At 64.7% G+C, this 16,247-nt stretch carries 16 protein-coding genes; 14 read left to right on the plus strand and 2 right to left on the minus strand.

What is annotated here, in order from left to right; genetic code table 11:
- Positions 1 to 60: 60 nt before the first annotated feature.
- Positions 61 to 3,078, plus strand: a complete 3,018-nt coding sequence (locus tag BI49514_RS07330; RefSeq protein ID WP_244195084.1) for an Rne/Rng family ribonuclease — start codon at positions 61 to 63, stop codon at positions 3,076 to 3,078.
- Between the two features lie 94 nt (positions 3,079 to 3,172).
- Here the strand turns inward: BI49514_RS07330 and BI49514_RS07335 are convergent, their stop codons facing one another.
- On the minus strand, positions 3,173 to 4,570 hold the full coding sequence (locus BI49514_RS07335; RefSeq protein WP_244195085.1) for an SPFH domain-containing protein: 1,398 nt from the start codon (positions 4,568 to 4,570) through the stop codon (positions 3,173 to 3,175).
- Between the two features lie 140 nt (positions 4,571 to 4,710).
- On the opposite strand from BI49514_RS07335, the gene BI49514_RS07340 reads away from it, so the two are divergent.
- From BI49514_RS07340 to BI49514_RS07390, 13 genes are all read left to right on the plus strand, one after another.
- A complete protein-coding gene (locus BI49514_RS07340; RefSeq protein WP_338063767.1) occupies positions 4,711 to 5,820 on the plus strand; it encodes an alanine/glycine:cation symporter family protein in 1,110 nt (369 codons plus the stop codon).
- Positions 5,756 to 6,229 (plus strand): alanine:cation symporter family protein, encoded by a 474-nt coding sequence (locus BI49514_RS17180; protein ID WP_338063768.1) that lies wholly within the window; start codon positions 5,756 to 5,758, stop codon positions 6,227 to 6,229. Before BI49514_RS07340 ends, BI49514_RS17180 begins: the two co-directional genes overlap by 65 nt.
- Before the next feature lie 112 nt (positions 6,230 to 6,341).
- Positions 6,342 to 6,659: a chorismate mutase gene (locus tag BI49514_RS07345; RefSeq protein ID WP_101545594.1), complete on the plus strand. Its 318-nt coding sequence runs from the start codon at positions 6,342 to 6,344 to the stop codon at positions 6,657 to 6,659.
- Between the two features lie 248 nt (positions 6,660 to 6,907).
- The gene (gene rplU / locus BI49514_RS07350; protein ID WP_025776790.1) at positions 6,908 to 7,216 is read left to right on the plus strand and encodes a 50S ribosomal protein L21; all 309 of its coding nucleotides are present in this window, start codon (positions 6,908 to 6,910) and stop codon (positions 7,214 to 7,216) included.
- 15 nt (positions 7,217 to 7,231) lie between these two features.
- Entirely contained in the window at positions 7,232 to 7,483 is a 252-nt protein-coding gene (rpmA, locus tag BI49514_RS07355; protein WP_025776788.1) for a 50S ribosomal protein L27, read from the plus strand.
- 100 nt (positions 7,484 to 7,583) lie between these two features.
- Positions 7,584 to 9,149 carry a GTPase ObgE gene (obgE, locus tag BI49514_RS07360; RefSeq protein WP_101545596.1) on the plus strand — a complete coding sequence of 522 codons (1,566 nt, stop codon included), beginning with the start codon at positions 7,584 to 7,586 and terminating at the stop codon, positions 9,147 to 9,149.
- Positions 9,146 to 10,312: a glutamate 5-kinase gene (gene proB / locus BI49514_RS07365; RefSeq protein WP_101545600.1), complete on the plus strand. Its 1,167-nt coding sequence runs from the start codon at positions 9,146 to 9,148 to the stop codon at positions 10,310 to 10,312. Before obgE ends, proB begins: the two co-directional genes overlap by 4 nt.
- Before the next feature lie 3 nt (positions 10,313 to 10,315).
- Positions 10,316 to 11,605 (plus strand): glutamate-5-semialdehyde dehydrogenase, encoded by a 1,290-nt coding sequence (locus BI49514_RS07370; RefSeq protein WP_101545602.1) that lies wholly within the window; start codon positions 10,316 to 10,318, stop codon positions 11,603 to 11,605.
- Positions 11,606 to 11,781: 176 nt separating this feature from the next.
- The gene (locus BI49514_RS16530) at positions 11,782 to 11,943 is read left to right on the plus strand and encodes a hypothetical protein (RefSeq protein ID WP_167443897.1); all 162 of its coding nucleotides are present in this window, start codon (positions 11,782 to 11,784) and stop codon (positions 11,941 to 11,943) included.
- Between the two features lies 1 nt (position 11,944).
- On the plus strand, positions 11,945 to 12,550 hold the full coding sequence (nadD, locus tag BI49514_RS07375; RefSeq protein ID WP_101545605.1) for a nicotinate-nucleotide adenylyltransferase: 606 nt from the start codon (positions 11,945 to 11,947) through the stop codon (positions 12,548 to 12,550).
- Positions 12,543 to 13,976 carry a hypothetical protein gene (locus BI49514_RS07380; RefSeq protein WP_101545607.1) on the plus strand — a complete coding sequence of 478 codons (1,434 nt, stop codon included), beginning with the start codon at positions 12,543 to 12,545 and terminating at the stop codon, positions 13,974 to 13,976. Before nadD ends, BI49514_RS07380 begins: the two co-directional genes overlap by 8 nt.
- A gap of 52 nt (positions 13,977 to 14,028) precedes the next feature.
- Positions 14,029 to 14,406 carry a ribosome silencing factor gene (gene rsfS, locus BI49514_RS07385; protein WP_229663911.1) on the plus strand — a complete coding sequence of 126 codons (378 nt, stop codon included), beginning with the start codon at positions 14,029 to 14,031 and terminating at the stop codon, positions 14,404 to 14,406.
- Positions 14,403 to 14,999, plus strand: coding sequence for a histidine phosphatase family protein (locus BI49514_RS07390; RefSeq protein WP_101545612.1), 597 nt, complete (start codon positions 14,403 to 14,405; stop codon positions 14,997 to 14,999). Before rsfS ends, BI49514_RS07390 begins: the two co-directional genes overlap by 4 nt.
- A 93-nt stretch (positions 15,000 to 15,092) precedes the next feature.
- On the opposite strand, the gene BI49514_RS07395 is transcribed toward BI49514_RS07390, so the two are convergent.
- Positions 15,093 to 16,232 (minus strand): glycosyltransferase family 4 protein, encoded by a 1,140-nt coding sequence (locus BI49514_RS07395; protein ID WP_244195086.1) that lies wholly within the window; start codon positions 16,230 to 16,232, stop codon positions 15,093 to 15,095.
- Between the last annotated feature and the right edge of the window lie 15 nt (positions 16,233 to 16,247).

Below are 16,247 nucleotides of genomic sequence, written 5' to 3' on the forward strand. Positions count from 1 at the left end.
ACCATGCAAGGATCCGAAGATCCGTACGGTGTGGACGGCGTCTTCGGACTGGGAGATACGATGAACGATACGTCGAACGACGGCACAGAGTCGACAGATCCGACCGAAGGCATTCTCGCGGACCTCGCGAATCTGCAGCACTCGGCGGGTGCCAAGAACGCCGAACACGAGGATGTCGACGACAGCGTGCGTGCGCGCCTCGATGACATCGCCGAGGCGGCCGAATCGTTGCGTATCGGCGATGCCGATGACAACGACGATGATGAGGGCGAAGAGCCGACTCCTCGCCGAGGCGGGCAGAAGTCCGCACGCGATGCCGTGGCCAACCGGGGACTCGTCTTCGAGGAATTCGTCCGCGGAGACACGGACGACGATGACGATGATCACGACGACGCCGACGATGCCGATGGCGACGACGAGGACGATGCTGCGTCGCAGACATCGCCGAGCTTCGACCCGCGCAATCCCTTCGCGGCCCCGGCCGCTCCGGCTGCCGCACCCGAACCCCGCACCACTCCAGCCGTGCCCTATGACGGCGGCCTGATCTTCCAGGTGCCGAAGGCCGAACATGCCGAGGTCATCACGATCGACGACGATGACTCCGACGATGACAGGGATGATTCCCACGACTCCGATGACGACACGTCGTCCTCACAGGAGAACCGCCAGAACGACCGCGGTGAGGACGATTCCTCCAGCGGTCCGCGCCGGCGGCGAGGCGGCCGCGGGCGCCGATCGCGGGGTCGCGATGACTCCCACGACGATTTCCCTGACTCCGACGACGACTCGAAGGACTCCGACGACGACTCGAAGGACTCCGAGGACGATTCCTCGGACTCTGCCGGCAAGCAGGACGCGAAGTCGTCGAAGCGGGGATCTCGGTCGAGCAATCGCGGTTCGAAGCGCTCCGATGCGGACGCCGAGGACTCACAATCGAAGTCGGATCATCACGACTCCGATCACAAGGAGGCCGACCACAGTGACTCCGACGATTCGGATTCGGACGATGGCGATGACGACTCCGACGGCGGCTCGCGCCGTCGCCGCCGTCGCCGGTCTCGCACCCGCAGCACCGACCGCGACGAAGTCACCTCGCTCAAGGGTTCGACCCGCCTCGAGGCAAAGCGACAGCGTCGTAAGGAGGGCCGCGAAGCCGGACGTCGCCGCCCCATCATCACCGAAGCCGAATTCCTCGCTCGACGTGAATCCGTCGACCGGACCATGCTGGTGCGGGAGAGCGGCGACCAGACTCAACTCGTCGTCGTCGAAGACGGGATCGCTGTCGAGCACTACCTCAAGGAGAACCGTCAGCAGTCCTCGCTCATCGGCAACGTCTACCTGGGCAAGGTCCAGAACGTGCTGCCGAGCATGGAGGCGGCTTTCATCGACATCGGCAAGGGCCGCAACGCTGTGCTCTACGCCGGCGAAGTCAACTGGGACGCCCTCGGCATGGACGGCAAGGCGCGCCGCATCGAAACCGCGCTGAGTCCCGGCGATGCCGTGCTCGTGCAGGTGACGAAGGACCCGATCGGACACAAGGGCGCCCGCCTGACCAGCCAGATCTCCCTGCCCGGGCGGTTCCTGGTCTACGTTCCGGGCAATTCGATGACCGGAATCTCGCGGAAGCTGCCCGACAACGAACGCGCACGTCTGAAGAAGCTGCTCAAACAGCTCGTCGGCGATTCGAACGGCGTCATCGTGCGCACCGCTGCCGAGGGCGCCACCGACTCCGATCTCTCACGTGATGTCGAACGTCTCGCCAAACGGTGGGAGACGATCGAGAAGAAGTCGAAGTCGACGAAGGTGCTGGCCCCGCAGCTGCTCTACAGCGAGCCGGACATGATCGTGCGCATCATCCGTGATGTCTTCAACGAGGACTTCAGCTCGCTCGTCATCGACGGCGACGGCGCATGGAACACCATCCACGAGTATGTCGAATCCGTCGCCCCGGACCTGCTCGATCGCGTCCACAGCTACAACGAGGACGAGGACATCTTCGACCACTACCGGATCGAAGAGCAGGTCCAGAAGGCCCTGCAGCGCACCGTGAATCTGCCCTCGGGGGGTTCACTCGTCATCGACCGCACCGAAGCGATGACGGTCGTCGACGTCAACACCGGCAAGTTCACCGGCTCCGGAGGCAACCTCGAGGAGACGGTGACCCGCAACAACCTCGAAGCCGCCGAGGAAGTCATTCGGCAGATCCGCCTGCGCGACATCGGCGGAATCATCGTCGTCGACTTCATCGACATGGTGCTCGAGTCCAACCGCGACCTCGTGGTGCGCCGCCTCGTCGAGTGCCTCGGTCGCGACCGGACGAAGCATCAGGTCGCCGAGGTGACATCGCTGGGACTCGTGCAGATGACGCGCAAGCGCATCGGCACCGGACTCGCCGAATCCCTGGTCAGCGCCGGCGAGGACCTCACCGGGCGGGGACTGCTGCTGCCGGGTTCGGAAGAAGACGGTTCGAAGGCCCATCGCGGCGGCCGCTCGTCGAACCACGACAACCGTCGTGACCGCAAGCGGCGGGGCGACTCAGGCTCGAAGTCCAAGCACAATGAGTCCGAATCGACTGATGAGACAGTGTCCTCGGATGCTTCTCGGTCGGCTGTCGCCGCGATTGCCAAAGCCACCCTGAAGAAGGATGACGCCGATTCGACCGAATCGACATCCGACGCTCAGACTCAGTCCGATGCCTCGTCGAATGACGGCGAGAACGGAAAGCCCCGCTCGCGTTCGCGCAACGGACGGCGTCGTTCTCGCTCGAACCGCGGAGACGACTCGCAGACCGAGACGCCCGACGAGAAGTCGGATGGGAAGGAGAAATCGAGCGGCGACGAGCAGGCGCCGGCAGAAGCGAAGACCGCAGCCGAACAGAAGCCTGCAGCCGAGCAGCAGCCTGCAGCCGACGAGCCGAAGGATCTGCCGCTGATGATCGGCGCGGACAGCGAGACGAAGGTCGCCGCCGCCGAACCGGTCAAGAGCACTCCGGCGAAGAAGCGCGAACCGGCGAAGAAGGCCCCTGCCCCCAAGCAGGAGCAGCTGCCCACCTCGTTCGTCATCATCGGTGAGGACTGAGCGCCTGTCCTGAGTTGAGGCAGAAGACAGCGCCCCGCCGACGGATGACGTCGACGGGGCGCGGTCGCGTACGGTGAACTCCGGGTCCTGGCGGTCAGCCTGCCGACTGCTGATTGCGGGTGGTGCTGATCGTCGGCTGTGCGGCCTGGTCACCGCAGAGGACGATCATCAGGTTCGATACGAGGTCGCTGCGTTCGGTCTGCCCGAGCCTGACGATCTGCCGTCCTTCGATCTCCTCGATCGCCGTCTCGACCATGCCCACAGCTCCTTCGACGATGAGCTGACGGGCGGCGACGACGGCCGTGGCCTGTTGGCGCTGGAGCATGGCACGGGCGATCTCAGGGGCGTAGGCCAATTGGGTGATGCGCGATTCGATGATCGTGACGCCCGCAGCCATGACGCGGGCGGCGACCTCATCGGAGAGCCGCGAGGTGATCTCGTCGGCGTTGTCGCGCAACGACATGCGGCTGGGATCCGACGTATCGTAGGCATAGGAGTTGGCGATGTGCCGAACCGCGGTCTCCGCCTGGATGGCGACGAACTCCTCGAAGTCATCGACCTCGAACATCGCCTGTGCGGTGTCGCGGACCTGCCAGACGACCACAGCGCCGATCTCGATCGGATTGCCGTCGAGGTCATTGACCTTCAGCGTCGAGGTCTCATGGTTGCGGATGCGAGTCGAGATCTGATCCTTCGTGTAGAAGGGATTGACGAATCGCAGACCCGACTGCCTGACCGTTCCGACGTACTTGCCGTAGAGCTGGAGGACGACGGCATGTCCTGGCGCCACCGAAGTGCAGCCCTTGAACAGGAACATCGAAGCGATGAAGCCGAGGACGGCGACGATGAAGAGGACGACACCGACGACGACTTGGGCGAAGGTCATGACGAACCCGATGATGCCCAGGAGCACAGCGAGGAGCAGCAGGACGATGGCGCCGACGATGGCGAAGTAGCCCGAAACCCCGCCTGCCGGCTTCTCTCGGACACGTTCGCCGTCGGGGGAGACGATGCGCGTCGGTGCAGAATTCCCCTGACCCGAGGCAGATGGGCCGCGGTGGGAATTCGGAGTCTGCACAGTCGACCGTCCGGTCCCAGGGGGAGAGGACTGTGACGAGACAGGCCCGGACCCGGCGACCAGACCCGGACCTGAATCGGCGGGCTGTCCGTCTGAGCGTCGTCTCTGTGGTGCCGGTGGCAGCGGTGCGCCTTCACGGTGGTGCGGCGGCGCGCCCGTGTTCGCCTGGGCGCCGGCGGGCGGACCATACGATGCGGTCGTCCCCGCGCCGCCGATCGAACCGGACTGAGCACCCTGCGAACCATAGTGGCCATTGGGATTCGTCACCGCCTCCGCCCCGGGATAGGCCGCGGGCTGACTGTGCCCTGCCTGGATATGTGTGCTCGGATCTCCGCTGGGGACGGGGCCGCGATCAGTGGTCGGGTTCGACGCTCGAATGGGTCGCTGATCTGGCTGCTGGGGGTTCTGAGTCATGCTCCCAGTCTAGGCCAGGTAATGAGACGGGAATCTCAAACAGCCGTGGAACGGCCAGTTTCGTAACGGTTCGATAACTGAAACCGTCCCACAACTTGGAACGCTTGAATGTGACTCAAGTCTCAGTAGGTTGTCACACTATGAATGATCTTCAGATTTCAGCAGCGCCGGTGTCCCCGGTCGACGGTGCCATCAATTCCTGGTTCGATCCGATCGCGACATGGTTCGGCAGTATCATCTTCTTTCCGATCTCCATCGGAGAGATCTCTTTTCCATTCGTCGTCCTGTGGCTGATCTCTGCGGCGGCGGTCTTCACGGTCTACTTCGGCTTCATCCAAGCTCGAGGAGCCAAGCTGTCGCTCGAGATCATCCGTGGAAAATTCTCCTCGAAGTCCGATCCGGGTGAGGTCAGCCACTTCCAGGCACTGGCCTCTGCGCTGTCGGGCACCGTCGGTCTCGGCAATATCGCCGGTGTCGGAGTGGCCATCGCACTCGGCGGACCTGGAGCGACCTTCTGGATGATCGTGGCCGGACTTCTGGGTATGTGCACGAAGTTCGTCGAATGCACTCTCGGAGTGAAGTACCGCGAGATCGACGAGAACGGTGTGGTTCACGGTGGCCCGTTCAAGTACCTCCCCGTTGCCTTCCGCCGTTTCTCCAAGCCGGTGGCAACGGTGCTCACCGGACTGTTCGCCATCGCCATCCTCATCTTCGGCGTCGTCGGCGGCGGAATGTTCCAGGCCAACCAGACCTTCGCCCAGGTCCGCACCGCCACCGGCGGCGATGACGGATTCCTGGCCGGCCCCTTCGCCTCGCTCGTCTTCGGAATCATCTTCGCGGCTCTCGTCGCCCTGGTCATCCTCGGCGGCATCCGCTCCATCGCCAAGGTCACCGACAAACTCGTACCCGGAATGGCCATCTTCTATGTCATCTCGTGCCTCCTCGTGTTGGGGCTCAACTTCTCGAACATCCCCAATGCGATCGGCGAGATCTTCGCCGGCGCGTTCAACCCGCAGGGTGTGGCCGGCGGCATCGTCGGAGTCATGATCATCGGCTTCCAGCGTTCGGCCTTCTCCAACGAGGCTGGAATCGGGTCCGCGCCGATCGCTCACTCGGCGGTCAAGACGCGTCGTCCGATCTCCGAGGGATTCGTGGCACTCCTCGAACCCGGTCATCGTCTGCACCATGACGGCGCTGACGATCATCGTGGCCAACCAGGCGTCGTACCGGGAGGATCTGGGTGCCGGTGAGATCGGTGGAGTGGCACTGACTTCGGATGCCTTCTCCACGGTCGCCTCGTGGTACCCGATCCTGCTGGCCATCGCTGTCGCGCTGTTCGCCTTCTCGACCCTCATCACTTGGGCGTACTACGGTGAGCAGGCATGGAGCTACCTGTTCGGCAATGCGAAGGCCAGTGTCACCGTCTTCCGCACGCTGGTCTGCCTCTTCGTCGTCGTCGGCTGTGTGGCGACCTTCTCCAAGGTCGTGGAGTTCGCGGATGCGGCCCTGTTCATGTGTGCCTTCATCAACATCCTCGGCCTCTACATGCTGATGCCGGTGGTCAAGAAGGAGATGAAGAAGTACCTCGCCGACCGCAAGGCCGGCACGCTCAACGATCCGGACACCGCCGACGCTGTCCCGGTCGACCAGCCCGCCTGATTGCCGACCTCCATGTCTGACGGAGGAGGACTCAACCGACTTAGGTTGCCTGTTCGCCGCGCCCATTCGGACGCGGCGCACAGGCATGTCCGGGCATCGATAGACTGGGGGCGTGGATGAGAACAGAGACGACAGGATACGCGCAGTCGAACGGCTGCAGGAGCTGCGAGGCAGCATCGACAACATCGATGCCTCCCTCGTTCACCTCCTCGCCGAGCGCTTCAAACTCACCGAGCGAGTCGGCGAACTCAAAGCCGACCATGGTCTGCCCCCGGCCGACGAGTCTCGGGAAGCCAGGCAGGTGGCCCGGCTGCGAGAACTCGCCGAGGAGTCCCATCTCGATCCGGAGTTCGCAGAAAAGTTCTTGGCATTCATCGTCGCCGAGGTCATCCGCCGGCACGAGCGCATCGCGGAGTCGCGCGAAAGCTGAGTCGAAGTGCCGGGAGAGTCGCCTGCCTCCGGGCGTGGACGAGAGATGGCTCACATTGGGCGGGTCGTCCGCTCGAGCATGGGCTGCGGGTTTGCCGTCGCCGTGCACTCTCGACTAGAATTGTTCGTCGGTGCGCGTGACGCACCACGGCTGGTGATTCCTCTCAATGGGATGTCTGCAGGACTCGTTCTGCGGCAGCCAAGGGACAACCGCCGTTCGTTTGTTTTCAACAGAAAGAGGGTTCGACCATGGTCTATGCCATCGTCCGCGCCGGAGGCCACCAGGAAAAGGTGAGCGTCGGCGATATCATCACAGTCAATCGAATGAAGGCGAAGGCTGGAGACAGCGTCGAACTCGATGCCGTACTTCTTGTCGACGGTGAGACGGTCACGACCGATCCCGACGCTCTGGCGAAGGTCTCGGTCAGCGCTGAGGTCGCCGGTGAACTCCGCGGTCCCAAGATTGTGATCCAGAAGTACAAGAACAAGACCGGGTACAAGAAGCGTCAGGGCCACCGCCAGGACCTCACCCGTCTGAAGATCACGAACATCAAGTAAGAGGAGACTTCTCACATGGCAAGCAAAAAGGGAGTCAGCTCGACCCGCAACGGTCGCGACTCGAACCCACAGTACCTCGGCGTGAAGCGCTTCGGCGGCCAGGCCGTCAAGGCCGGCGAGATCATCGTCCGCCAGCGCGGAACCAAGTTCCACCCCGGAGCGAATGTCGGCCGTGGAGGAGACGATACCCTCTTCGCACTGACCGCCGGTGCCGTGGAATTCGGAACCCGCAACGGTCGCAAGATCGTCAACATCGTCGGAGCCTGATCTTTCCCGGATCCGTTCCGTCGTCAATATGATCTCTCCCTGAAAAGGGAGCATGAAGGGTGAGTCGAACGACTCACCCTTCATCTGATATAAGGACATTATGGCCACCGAGTTCGTAGACCGTGTCACCGTTCACCTCGCCGCAGGCGCAGGTGGGAACGGATGTGCGTCGATCAGGCGCGAGAAGTTCAAACCGCTCGGCGGGCCAGACGGCGCCGACGGCGGCAACGGCGGCAACATCATCTTCCGCGTCGACCGCCAGACCACCACTCTGCTTCCTCTGCACCACCGTCCGCACGTGCGCGCCGACGACGGCGGGATCGGCAAGGGCGATCTGCGCCACGGTGCCGACGGCAGAGACCTCATCGTCGATGTCCCCGAGGGCACCGTGGTGAAGAACACCAACGGCGACGTCATTGCCGACCTGGTCGACGACGGAACTGAATTCACCGCAGCCGCCGGTGGCCGCGGCGGGCTCGGCAACGCCGCTCTGGCCTCGACGAAGCGCAAGGCCCCCGGCTTCGCGCTCCTCGGAGAGCCCGGGCAGACGCTCAGCCTCGTGCTCGAACTCAAGACGATCGCCGACATCGCTCTCGTGGGATACCCGTCGGCGGGCAAATCGAGCCTGATCGCTGCGCTGTCAGCCGCCAAGCCGAAGATCGCCGACTACCCGTTCACGACACTCGTGCCCAACCTCGGGGTCGTCCAGGCCGGCGACACCCGCTACACGGTCGCCGACGTTCCAGGACTCATCCCCGGCGCATCGGAGGGCAAGGGGCTCGGCCTCGAGTTCCTCCGCCACGTCGAACGATGCGCCGGCCTCGTCCATGTCATCGACATGGCCACTTGGGAGCCCGGACGCGATCCCGTTTCCGACCTCACGATCATCGAATCCGAACTCGCCGCCTATGCCGTCGACCTCGACGACGGGAGCGGACTACTTCCGCTCTCACAGCGTCCGAAGCTCGTGGCGCTCAACAAGGTCGACATCCCCGACGGTCGCGACCTCGCCGATATCGTGCGGCCCGATCTCGAAGCTGCCGGATACCGGGTCTTCGAGATCTCGGCAGTCAGTCATGCGGGTCTGCGGGAACTCTCGTTCGCCATGGCCGAGCTCGTGCTCGCCGAACGGGAACGTCGCGCCGAGATAGAAGCGACACCGCAGCGTGTGGTCATCCGGCCGAAAGCCGTCGACGATCGCGGATTCGAAGTCCGTTCCGAACGCACCTCCGACGGACCGCTGTTCCGCGTCCTCGGTGACAAGCCTCGTCGCTGGGTGCAGCAGACGGACTTCGGAAACGACGAGGCCGTCGGCTACCTCGCCGACCGCCTCGAGCACCTCGGCGTCGAAGAGGCTCTCTTCAAGGCTGGAGCGAAACCCGGCGACACCATCGTCGTCGGCGGAGACGACGGCGTCGTCTTCGACTGGGATCCCACAACCGTCGGCGGGGCCGAACTGCTCGGCTCTCGCGGATCGGACGCCCGGCTCGACGAGGAAACGCGCTCCACACGCAAGGAGCGCAAGGCCGCCTATCACGAGAAGATGGACGCGAAGGCCGCCACACGGGCCGAGTTCGAACAGGAGCGGCTGGCCGAACGCGCCCAGCGTGAGAGCCGCCTCGGTGCACCTGCGACGGAGTCTGCTGAGGGAGCCGGCGAGGAGTGAGCGCCGCAGCTCAGGTGGATTCTTCCGCAGGATCGTTCCGGGACGACATCGCCCGAGCCCGTCGCATCGTCGTCAAGGTCGGATCGTCGTCGCTGACGACGATCGACGGCGGACTCGACGAAGCAAAACTCATCGCCCTGACCGATGTCATCGGTTCTCACCGATCGGCCGGTCATGAGGTCATCCTCGTCTCCTCCGGCGCGATCGCAGCCGGACTGGAGCCGATGGGCCTGAAGAAGCGACCTCGCGACCTTGCCAGCCAGCAGGCTGCTGCCGGGGTCGGCCAAGGACTGCTCATGGCCGCATACACACGGGCGCTGGGACGCTACGACCTCGTTCCCGGCCAGGTGCTGCTCACCGCCGATGACCTGATCCGACGCACCCAGTACAAGAACGCCCAGCGCGCCATCGACAAGCTCCTCGCATTGGGCACGCTGCCCATCGTCAACGAGAACGATGCCGTGGCCACCGAGGAGATCCGCTTCGGAGACAACGACCGGCTGGCAGCGCTCGTCGCTCACCTGGCTCACGCTGATGCGCTCGTGCTGCTCTCCGACGTCGACGCGCTCTACTCGGGACCCCCGGACCAGCCCGGCTCCCGCCTGATCGGCCGCGTGCACGGACCCAGCGACCTCGACGACCTCGCCATCGGCGGTGTCGGGACGGCCGGCACCGGTACGGGCGGAATGGCCACGAAGGTCGACGCCGCCATCATGGTCGCCGATTCGGGGATCCCGGCCGTGCTGACCTCAGCACCGCAGGCCGCCTCAGCGCTGGCGGGGCAGCCCGTGGGCACATACTTCGCGGTCACCCACAGACGACGGGGTACCCGCCTGCTGTGGCTGCGCCACCTCGCCCGGACCTTCGGCTCGGTCACGATCGACAGAGGAGCCGAAACGGCGTTGCTCTCGAGGGGCACGTCCCTGCTCGCTGCGGGCGTCACCTCGTGCAGCGGGGACTTCGAAGCAGGGGATCCGGTCGAGATCCGCAATCTCGACGACGAGGTCATCGCCCGCGGTATGTCGAACTTCTCCTCGGACGAGCTCCCGCTGATGTTCCGGTCCACAACCGAGGAACTTGGCACCCGTCTGGGAAATGATTACCGTAAAGAGGTCATCCATCGAAACGATCTCGTTCTCACACAGGTGAGCGGGGGGAGATAGCCCATGACAGCAGCAGCCGAGATCCACCCGAAGACCGTGCGCGGAGTGACCCGCATCGTGCGCAACGCCAAGATCGCCTCGACCCTGTTGGCGACGACCTCGACCGCCGAGAAGAATGCCGCTCTCAGCGCCATCGCCGAGGCGCTGCGCAGCAGCACCGACCGCATCGTGAAAGCCAACGACGCCGACATCGCCGCAGGCACCGAGAACGGAATGAGCGAGGCTCTGCTCGACCGTCTGCGCCTCGACGCCGATCGCATCGCAGCGATCGCGGACTCCGTCGAGGACGTCATCGACCTCGCGGATCCCGTCGGCGAGGTCGTCGTCGGACGCACCCTGCCCAACGGCATCCGACTCACCCAGAACCGTGTGCCTATGGGTGTCATCGGCGCGATCTACGAAGCCCGCCCGAACGTCACCGTCGACATCGCCGTCCTCGCACTCAAGTCCGGAAACGCCTCGGTCCTGCGCGGAGGATCGGCTGCACAGAACTCGAACACTGAGATCATCTCCATCCTCCGCCGCGCCGTCGAATCGGCAGGACTGCCGGCCGACTCGATCAGCGGCATCGACCAGTACGGGCGCGAGGGCGCGCACGTGCTCATGCACGCGCGCGACTACGTCGATCTGCTCATTCCCCGAGGCGGAGCCGACCTCATCAACATGGTCGTGCAGGAATCGATCGTGCCCGTCATCGAAACAGGCGTGGGCAATGTGCACATGTTCATCGACTCCACCGCCACGGTGAAGACCTCCGTCGACCTCGTCCTCAACTCGAAGACGCATCGACCCAGCGTGTGCAACTCGCTGGAGACCCTGCTCGTGCATGAGAAGGCCGCGAAGCGAGTGCTGCCGAAGATCCTCGAACGCCTCGACGGCGCCGGGGTCATCGTCCACGCCGATTCGGACGTCTCGGCATTGGCGCCGGCCGGGATGAAGGTCCGACGCGTGTCGAGACGCGACTGGGCCAAGGAGTACCTGGGGCTGGAGATCGCGATCAAGATCGTCTCCGGCATCGAAGAGGCCATCGACCATATCCGTGCCTACAGCTCCGGCCACACCGAGGTGATCGTGACGAAGGACCTCGACAACGCGGACACCTTCGTCACCGCCATCGACGCAGCGGCGGTCGGAGTCAACGTCTCCACGCGATTCACTGACGGGGGAGAGCTCGGCTTCGGTGCGGAGGTGGGCATCTCCACCCAGAAGCTACATGCTCGCGGCCCCATGGGACTCGAGCAGCTGACGACCACGAAATGGGTGATGATGGGCAACGGCCAGGTCCGTTCCTGAGCCCCAATCGACTCCGACACTCCGCGATCAGGGTCCTCACCGCCCGACCAGGGGAGACATCGGAGGGGGAAGAAGTCATGTCGATGCCGGATTCCCCGATGGTTCATGAGAAACTGAGAAGGTAACGACCCCGAAGCGCTCTGCGCGCGACGGATCACTGAGTAAGGAGAAATGACGTGAACGCAGCCATTATGGCCGCCGCGGCCGAAGGTGGGGAGCACGCAGCTCACGTGGAGCTGCCGATGGATCCGATCTGGTACGGACTCATCACCCTGGCGATCTTCATCACGATGGGCATTGTGTCCCGGTCGTGGAAGGGCATCTCGCACCGCCACTGATATGGCAGAGCACAGACGCAGAGTCGGTGTCATGGGCGGCACCTTCGACCCCGTCCACAACGGCCACCTCGTCGCGGCAAGTGAGGTCCAGGCGACCTTCGACCTCGACGAGGTGGTTTTCGTCCCCACGGGACGGCCGTATCAGAAGGAAGTCGAAGAGGTCAGCAGCGCCGAGCACCGATACCTGATGACCGTCATCGCCACGGCATCGAATCCGCGGTTCACCGTCTCCCGGGCCGATGTCGACAGACCGGGTCCGACCTACACGATCGACACGCTGCGCGACCTCGCCAGCAGCTACGGTCCCGATACCGAGTTGTTCTTCATCACCGGCGCGGACGCTTTGGCTCAGATCTTGACGTGGAAGAATGTGGATGAGCTGTTTTCCCTGGCACACTTCGTCGGGGTCAGCCGGCCCGGGCACGAACTCCACGGTGAGGGACTGCCGGTCGACCGGCTGAGTCTCGTGCAGATCCCTGCGCTGGCGATATCGTCCACGGATTGCAGACAACGGGTGATGGATGGTGCACCCGTCTGGTACCTCGTACCGGACGGCGTAGTGCAGTACATCGCGAAATACGAGTTGTACAGGAGTGAGAATGGCTGAGGAGCAGTTCACGTCACGTCGAGCACGGCGCGAAGCCGAAAGGCTGGCGGCGGAACAGGCGTTCGAAGCACGAGAGGTTCCTGAGCAGCCGAAGGAGGCTCCGAACTCTCGCGCCGGACTCCTCAGCCCGCTGCCCCCGAAGAAGCCCGGTGCGAAACCCGCCGCTGAGACCCGCGACGACGCCGCCTCGCGCATCGACCCCGACCCCTCGCCGCGGACCAGCCACGAACGCGGCGCCCTGGCCTCGGACCATCCGCAGGAGTCCCGGCCGCCGGTACATGCCGAAGACCGTCTCGACCCGACACGGACCCCGTTGCCGCACTTCCAATCGCGTGCCGAGAAGAAGCGATACCTGCGCGAACACGGACTTTCGCAGTACGGCGATCTGTCCACCGGCGCGATGCCGGTTGTGGCCGACGAGCAGGAACTGGCCGAACGCCAGGCCGCTGCCGAGGGTCGCTTGACCGGTCCGATCCCGGAGGTCCCGGAACCGGAGGCGACACAGTCGGAAGCCACCGGCTCGGACGCCCTCGAGCCAGACGCAGCCGACACGGACGCCGCAGCCGACCCTGCAGATGCCTCGTCCGTGTCGAGCCCGGATGCGAATGCCGCGGGCACCGAGCACGAATCCTATGACACCGCCGGTTTCGGGGGAGCAGCTGATGAGGTCGCCGCCCGCGACTTCGAAGCCCCTGTCACTTCTGCCTCGGCTCCGAGGCCGACGACCGTGGCGAGCGAACCCTACGACGCGCTGTCGATGCCGTATTCGGCTCTCGACCGCGACGCTCCTGCACTCGGCACCGAGGACGAGGGCGAGAAGCCTGCCGAGACCTCGGACGAGCCGGACTCAGAGGATCAGAACGCCTCAACCGACAAGCGAGCCACGGGTGTTGCCGCTGCAGCAGTTCCCGCAGATGAGCCTGCCACCGAAGACAAGTCGGCGGCGGAGCCCGAGGCCGATGGCGAGGACGAGTCCGAGCCTTCGTCTCGGTCGCGACGGATGCCGATCGTGCAGCCGCCTTCGACCTCCGGAGTCCGCGTCGTCACAGCCGCCTCGGCGCAGATCCCCGAGGTCGATGAACCCCGCAAGAGCGATGCTCGCGGACCGCAGACGCCGGTGCCCGGTCGGGCCGACGAATCGGCCGGTGACGCAGGCTCCGATGACGCGGCACGCGCCCTGGCGGCCAATCCGGAGACCCGGCCGATGGACGCTGTGCCCGAAGCCTGGTCGCTGCCGAATGCCGACTACGAAGACGAAGAGACCGTCAACCCTCCCGGCTCACGCATCCGTGCCAGCTCGGTGACCGGGCAGGACGGTCAGATCCTCATGGGCGAAGAGCCTTCGAAGATGCCCTATATCGTCCTCGGCGTGGCCGCCTTCTTCGCGCTGGCACTCATCGTCATCGCCCTCGTCATGTTCCTCTGAGCAACACCCGGGACACACCACCTCGATAACCGCATCCATGCGAAAGGATCTTGTGAGCGAGATCGCCGAATCCACCCAGCTGCTTCGAACCGCGGCCAAAGCCGCGGACGAGAAGCTCGGAACCGACATCATCGGCCTCGATGTGAGCTCCACGCTCTACATCACCGACGCGTTCCTCATCGTCTCCGCCGACAACGAACGCCAGATCGGTGCGGTCATCGACGCGATCGAACAGGAAGTGCAGCTCGTCCACGACCGCACCCCGCTGCGCCGTGAAGGCCGGGGAGGGGACTGGGTGCTGCTCGACTTCGGCGAGATCGTCGTCCATGTTTTCTCAGCCGAACAGCGCGAATACTACGCGCTCGAGCGGTTGTGGAAGGACGTTCCGGTCATTGATCTGCAGCTGCCGGAACCCGGCTCGGACACATGACGAAGACCGTTCTGTTCTGGCGTCATGGACAGACGGACTTCAACGTCGCCGGTCGGTTCCAGGGGCAGTCCGACGTCCCCCTCAACGACACCGGCCGAGCGCAGGCCGATCAGGTCGCCGGGCGGCTCGCCGAACTTGGACCGGAGCTCATCGTCTCCTCCGATCTCTCGCGCGCCGCTGCGACCGCCGACAGCTTGGCGTCACTCGTCGCTCTCGAACCCGTTCGCGATGAGCGGCTGCGCGAGACCGCCTTCGGCGAATGGGAAGGCTCCACCCGCGCCGAGGTGGCGGAGACCTGGCCGGACGAACTCGCCGAATGGGCCTCCGGCGCCGATATCGCGCCTCCCGGAGGAGAATCGCGTACCCAGTCGGGCCGCCGCGTTGCCGACGCCATCACCGAAATCGCGCAGTCCGCTGAAGCCTCGACGATCGCTGTCGTCGCCCACGGTGCTGTGCTGCGCGCCGCCGCCGAAATCCTCCTGGAGATGAACGGGACCGGTCGGCTCGGGGTGCTCCGAAACTGCGGTCACGGAGAGTTCGGGTACTCCGGCGACCAATGGGTTCTGCGCAGTTGGGGCACGGTCTCCCACTGAGTCGTTCGGTCGCACCGCGGCGGGCTCGGCCATCGGCTGCTGCGCCATTGCCGAACCAGAGGCTGTCATCCTTGCATCAGTGCCCGCGCGGACTCAGCCCTCTGTCTTGCGGTTGGCAGCGACTGATCTGATGAGGTCGACCAGTGAGTCTGCCGACTTTTCCCAATCGAAGACCTGGGACTGACGCCTGCCGGCCGCGGACTGCTCCGCCCACCTGCCTGCATCGGTGAGCCGGTCGATCGCGTTCGCGATCGACTGCGGGTCTTCCGGGTCGAAGTATTCGGCCGCCTCGGCGGCGATCTCCCGGAAGATCGGAATATCCGACACGGCCACGGGCACTCCTTTGGCCATCGCCTCGATCACGGGCAGGCCGAAGCCCTCCTCCCGCGAAGCCGTGACCAGGGCAGTCGACTCGTCGAGCAGATGCGCATACTCCTCATCGCTGATTCCCCGATGGAAGACGACCCTCGCCCGGTCGGGAATGAGGGCTCGCAGCTGAGCTTCCCTCCGGCCATCGATGCGGCTGGCAATGTGCAGGGTCCACCCCGGCAGGTGCTCGAGCGCGCGGATGAGGGATTCGACGTTCTTGTACGGCAGGAACGCACCCATGTAGATAAGCGTCTTCGCATCGTGTCGGTTCACTGTCCGAGCCGGCATAGCGACCGCCTCGGCGGCATTGGACACCACCTGCACCGGACGATCCGTCAGCCGGTGGGCGGCGATGAGATCTTTCGTCGTCTCTGAGACGGCCGCCACGGCATCGGCACGATTGAGCAGCAGCCGCTGCGGGAGGAAGCTCAAGTGATACGCCCGCCACAGCAGCCTCACTGGCAGCGGCAGGTCACCCGGCGGTTTGGGATGCGAGTAGTAGATGAGGTCGTGGATGGTCAGGATGAGGCCGTAGCGGCGTCCGAACGATCCCATCGTCTGCATCGTCGAGAACACGACATCGGCGCCCAGTGCATTGAGCTTTCCGGCGATGGCCACCTCGGCGGGGGAGGTGGGATCGCTCAGCTGCACCCATGAGCATTCGGGAAGCAGAGCCAACTGAGCCTCATCGCTGATGATCACGGTCACCTCGATCTCCGTGCCCTCGACGGCCGACAGCAGGGCCGAAAGCAGACACGAACCGTACCGGGAGATCCCGTCGTGATGAGTCGTGCGGGTGAAGCGCGCGTCGAAGTAGACCGACAGCCGCGGGGAAGGGTCGAGGCTCTTTGTGCTTTTGCTCATGGAACTCCGAGTCGA

Origin of the sequence: Brevibacterium iodinum ATCC 49514 (genome assembly GCF_900169265.1) — a bacterium.
In the GTDB taxonomy this organism is placed as follows: Bacteria; Actinomycetota; Actinomycetes; order Actinomycetales; family Brevibacteriaceae; genus Brevibacterium; species Brevibacterium iodinum.

What these genes read in the sequence shown, in the direction of transcription:
- BI49514_RS07330 (WP_244195084.1), top strand. Translation starts at nt 61, where the DNA reads ATGAACGATACGTCGAACGACGGCACAGAGTCGACAGATCCGACCGAA.
- BI49514_RS07335 (WP_244195085.1), bottom strand. Translation starts at nt 4,570, where the DNA reads ATGACTCAGAACCCCCAGCAGCCAGATCAGCGACCCATTCGAGCGTCG.
- BI49514_RS07340 (WP_338063767.1), top strand. Translation starts at nt 4,711, where the DNA reads ATGAATGATCTTCAGATTTCAGCAGCGCCGGTGTCCCCGGTCGACGGT.
- BI49514_RS17180 (WP_338063768.1), top strand. Translation starts at nt 5,756, where the DNA reads ATGACGGCGCTGACGATCATCGTGGCCAACCAGGCGTCGTACCGGGAG.
- rplU (WP_025776790.1), top strand. Translation starts at nt 6,908, where the DNA reads ATGGTCTATGCCATCGTCCGCGCCGGAGGCCACCAGGAAAAGGTGAGC.
- rpmA (WP_025776788.1), top strand. Translation starts at nt 7,232, where the DNA reads ATGGCAAGCAAAAAGGGAGTCAGCTCGACCCGCAACGGTCGCGACTCG.
- obgE (WP_101545596.1), top strand. Translation starts at nt 7,584, where the DNA reads ATGGCCACCGAGTTCGTAGACCGTGTCACCGTTCACCTCGCCGCAGGC.
- BI49514_RS07370 (WP_101545602.1), top strand. Translation starts at nt 10,316, where the DNA reads ATGACAGCAGCAGCCGAGATCCACCCGAAGACCGTGCGCGGAGTGACC.
- nadD (WP_101545605.1), top strand. Translation starts at nt 11,945, where the DNA reads ATGGCAGAGCACAGACGCAGAGTCGGTGTCATGGGCGGCACCTTCGAC.
- BI49514_RS07380 (WP_101545607.1), top strand. Translation starts at nt 12,543, where the DNA reads ATGGCTGAGGAGCAGTTCACGTCACGTCGAGCACGGCGCGAAGCCGAA.
- BI49514_RS07390 (WP_101545612.1), top strand. Translation starts at nt 14,403, where the DNA reads ATGACGAAGACCGTTCTGTTCTGGCGTCATGGACAGACGGACTTCAAC.
- BI49514_RS07395 (WP_244195086.1), bottom strand. Translation starts at nt 16,232, where the DNA reads ATGAGCAAAAGCACAAAGAGCCTCGACCCTTCCCCGCGGCTGTCGGTC.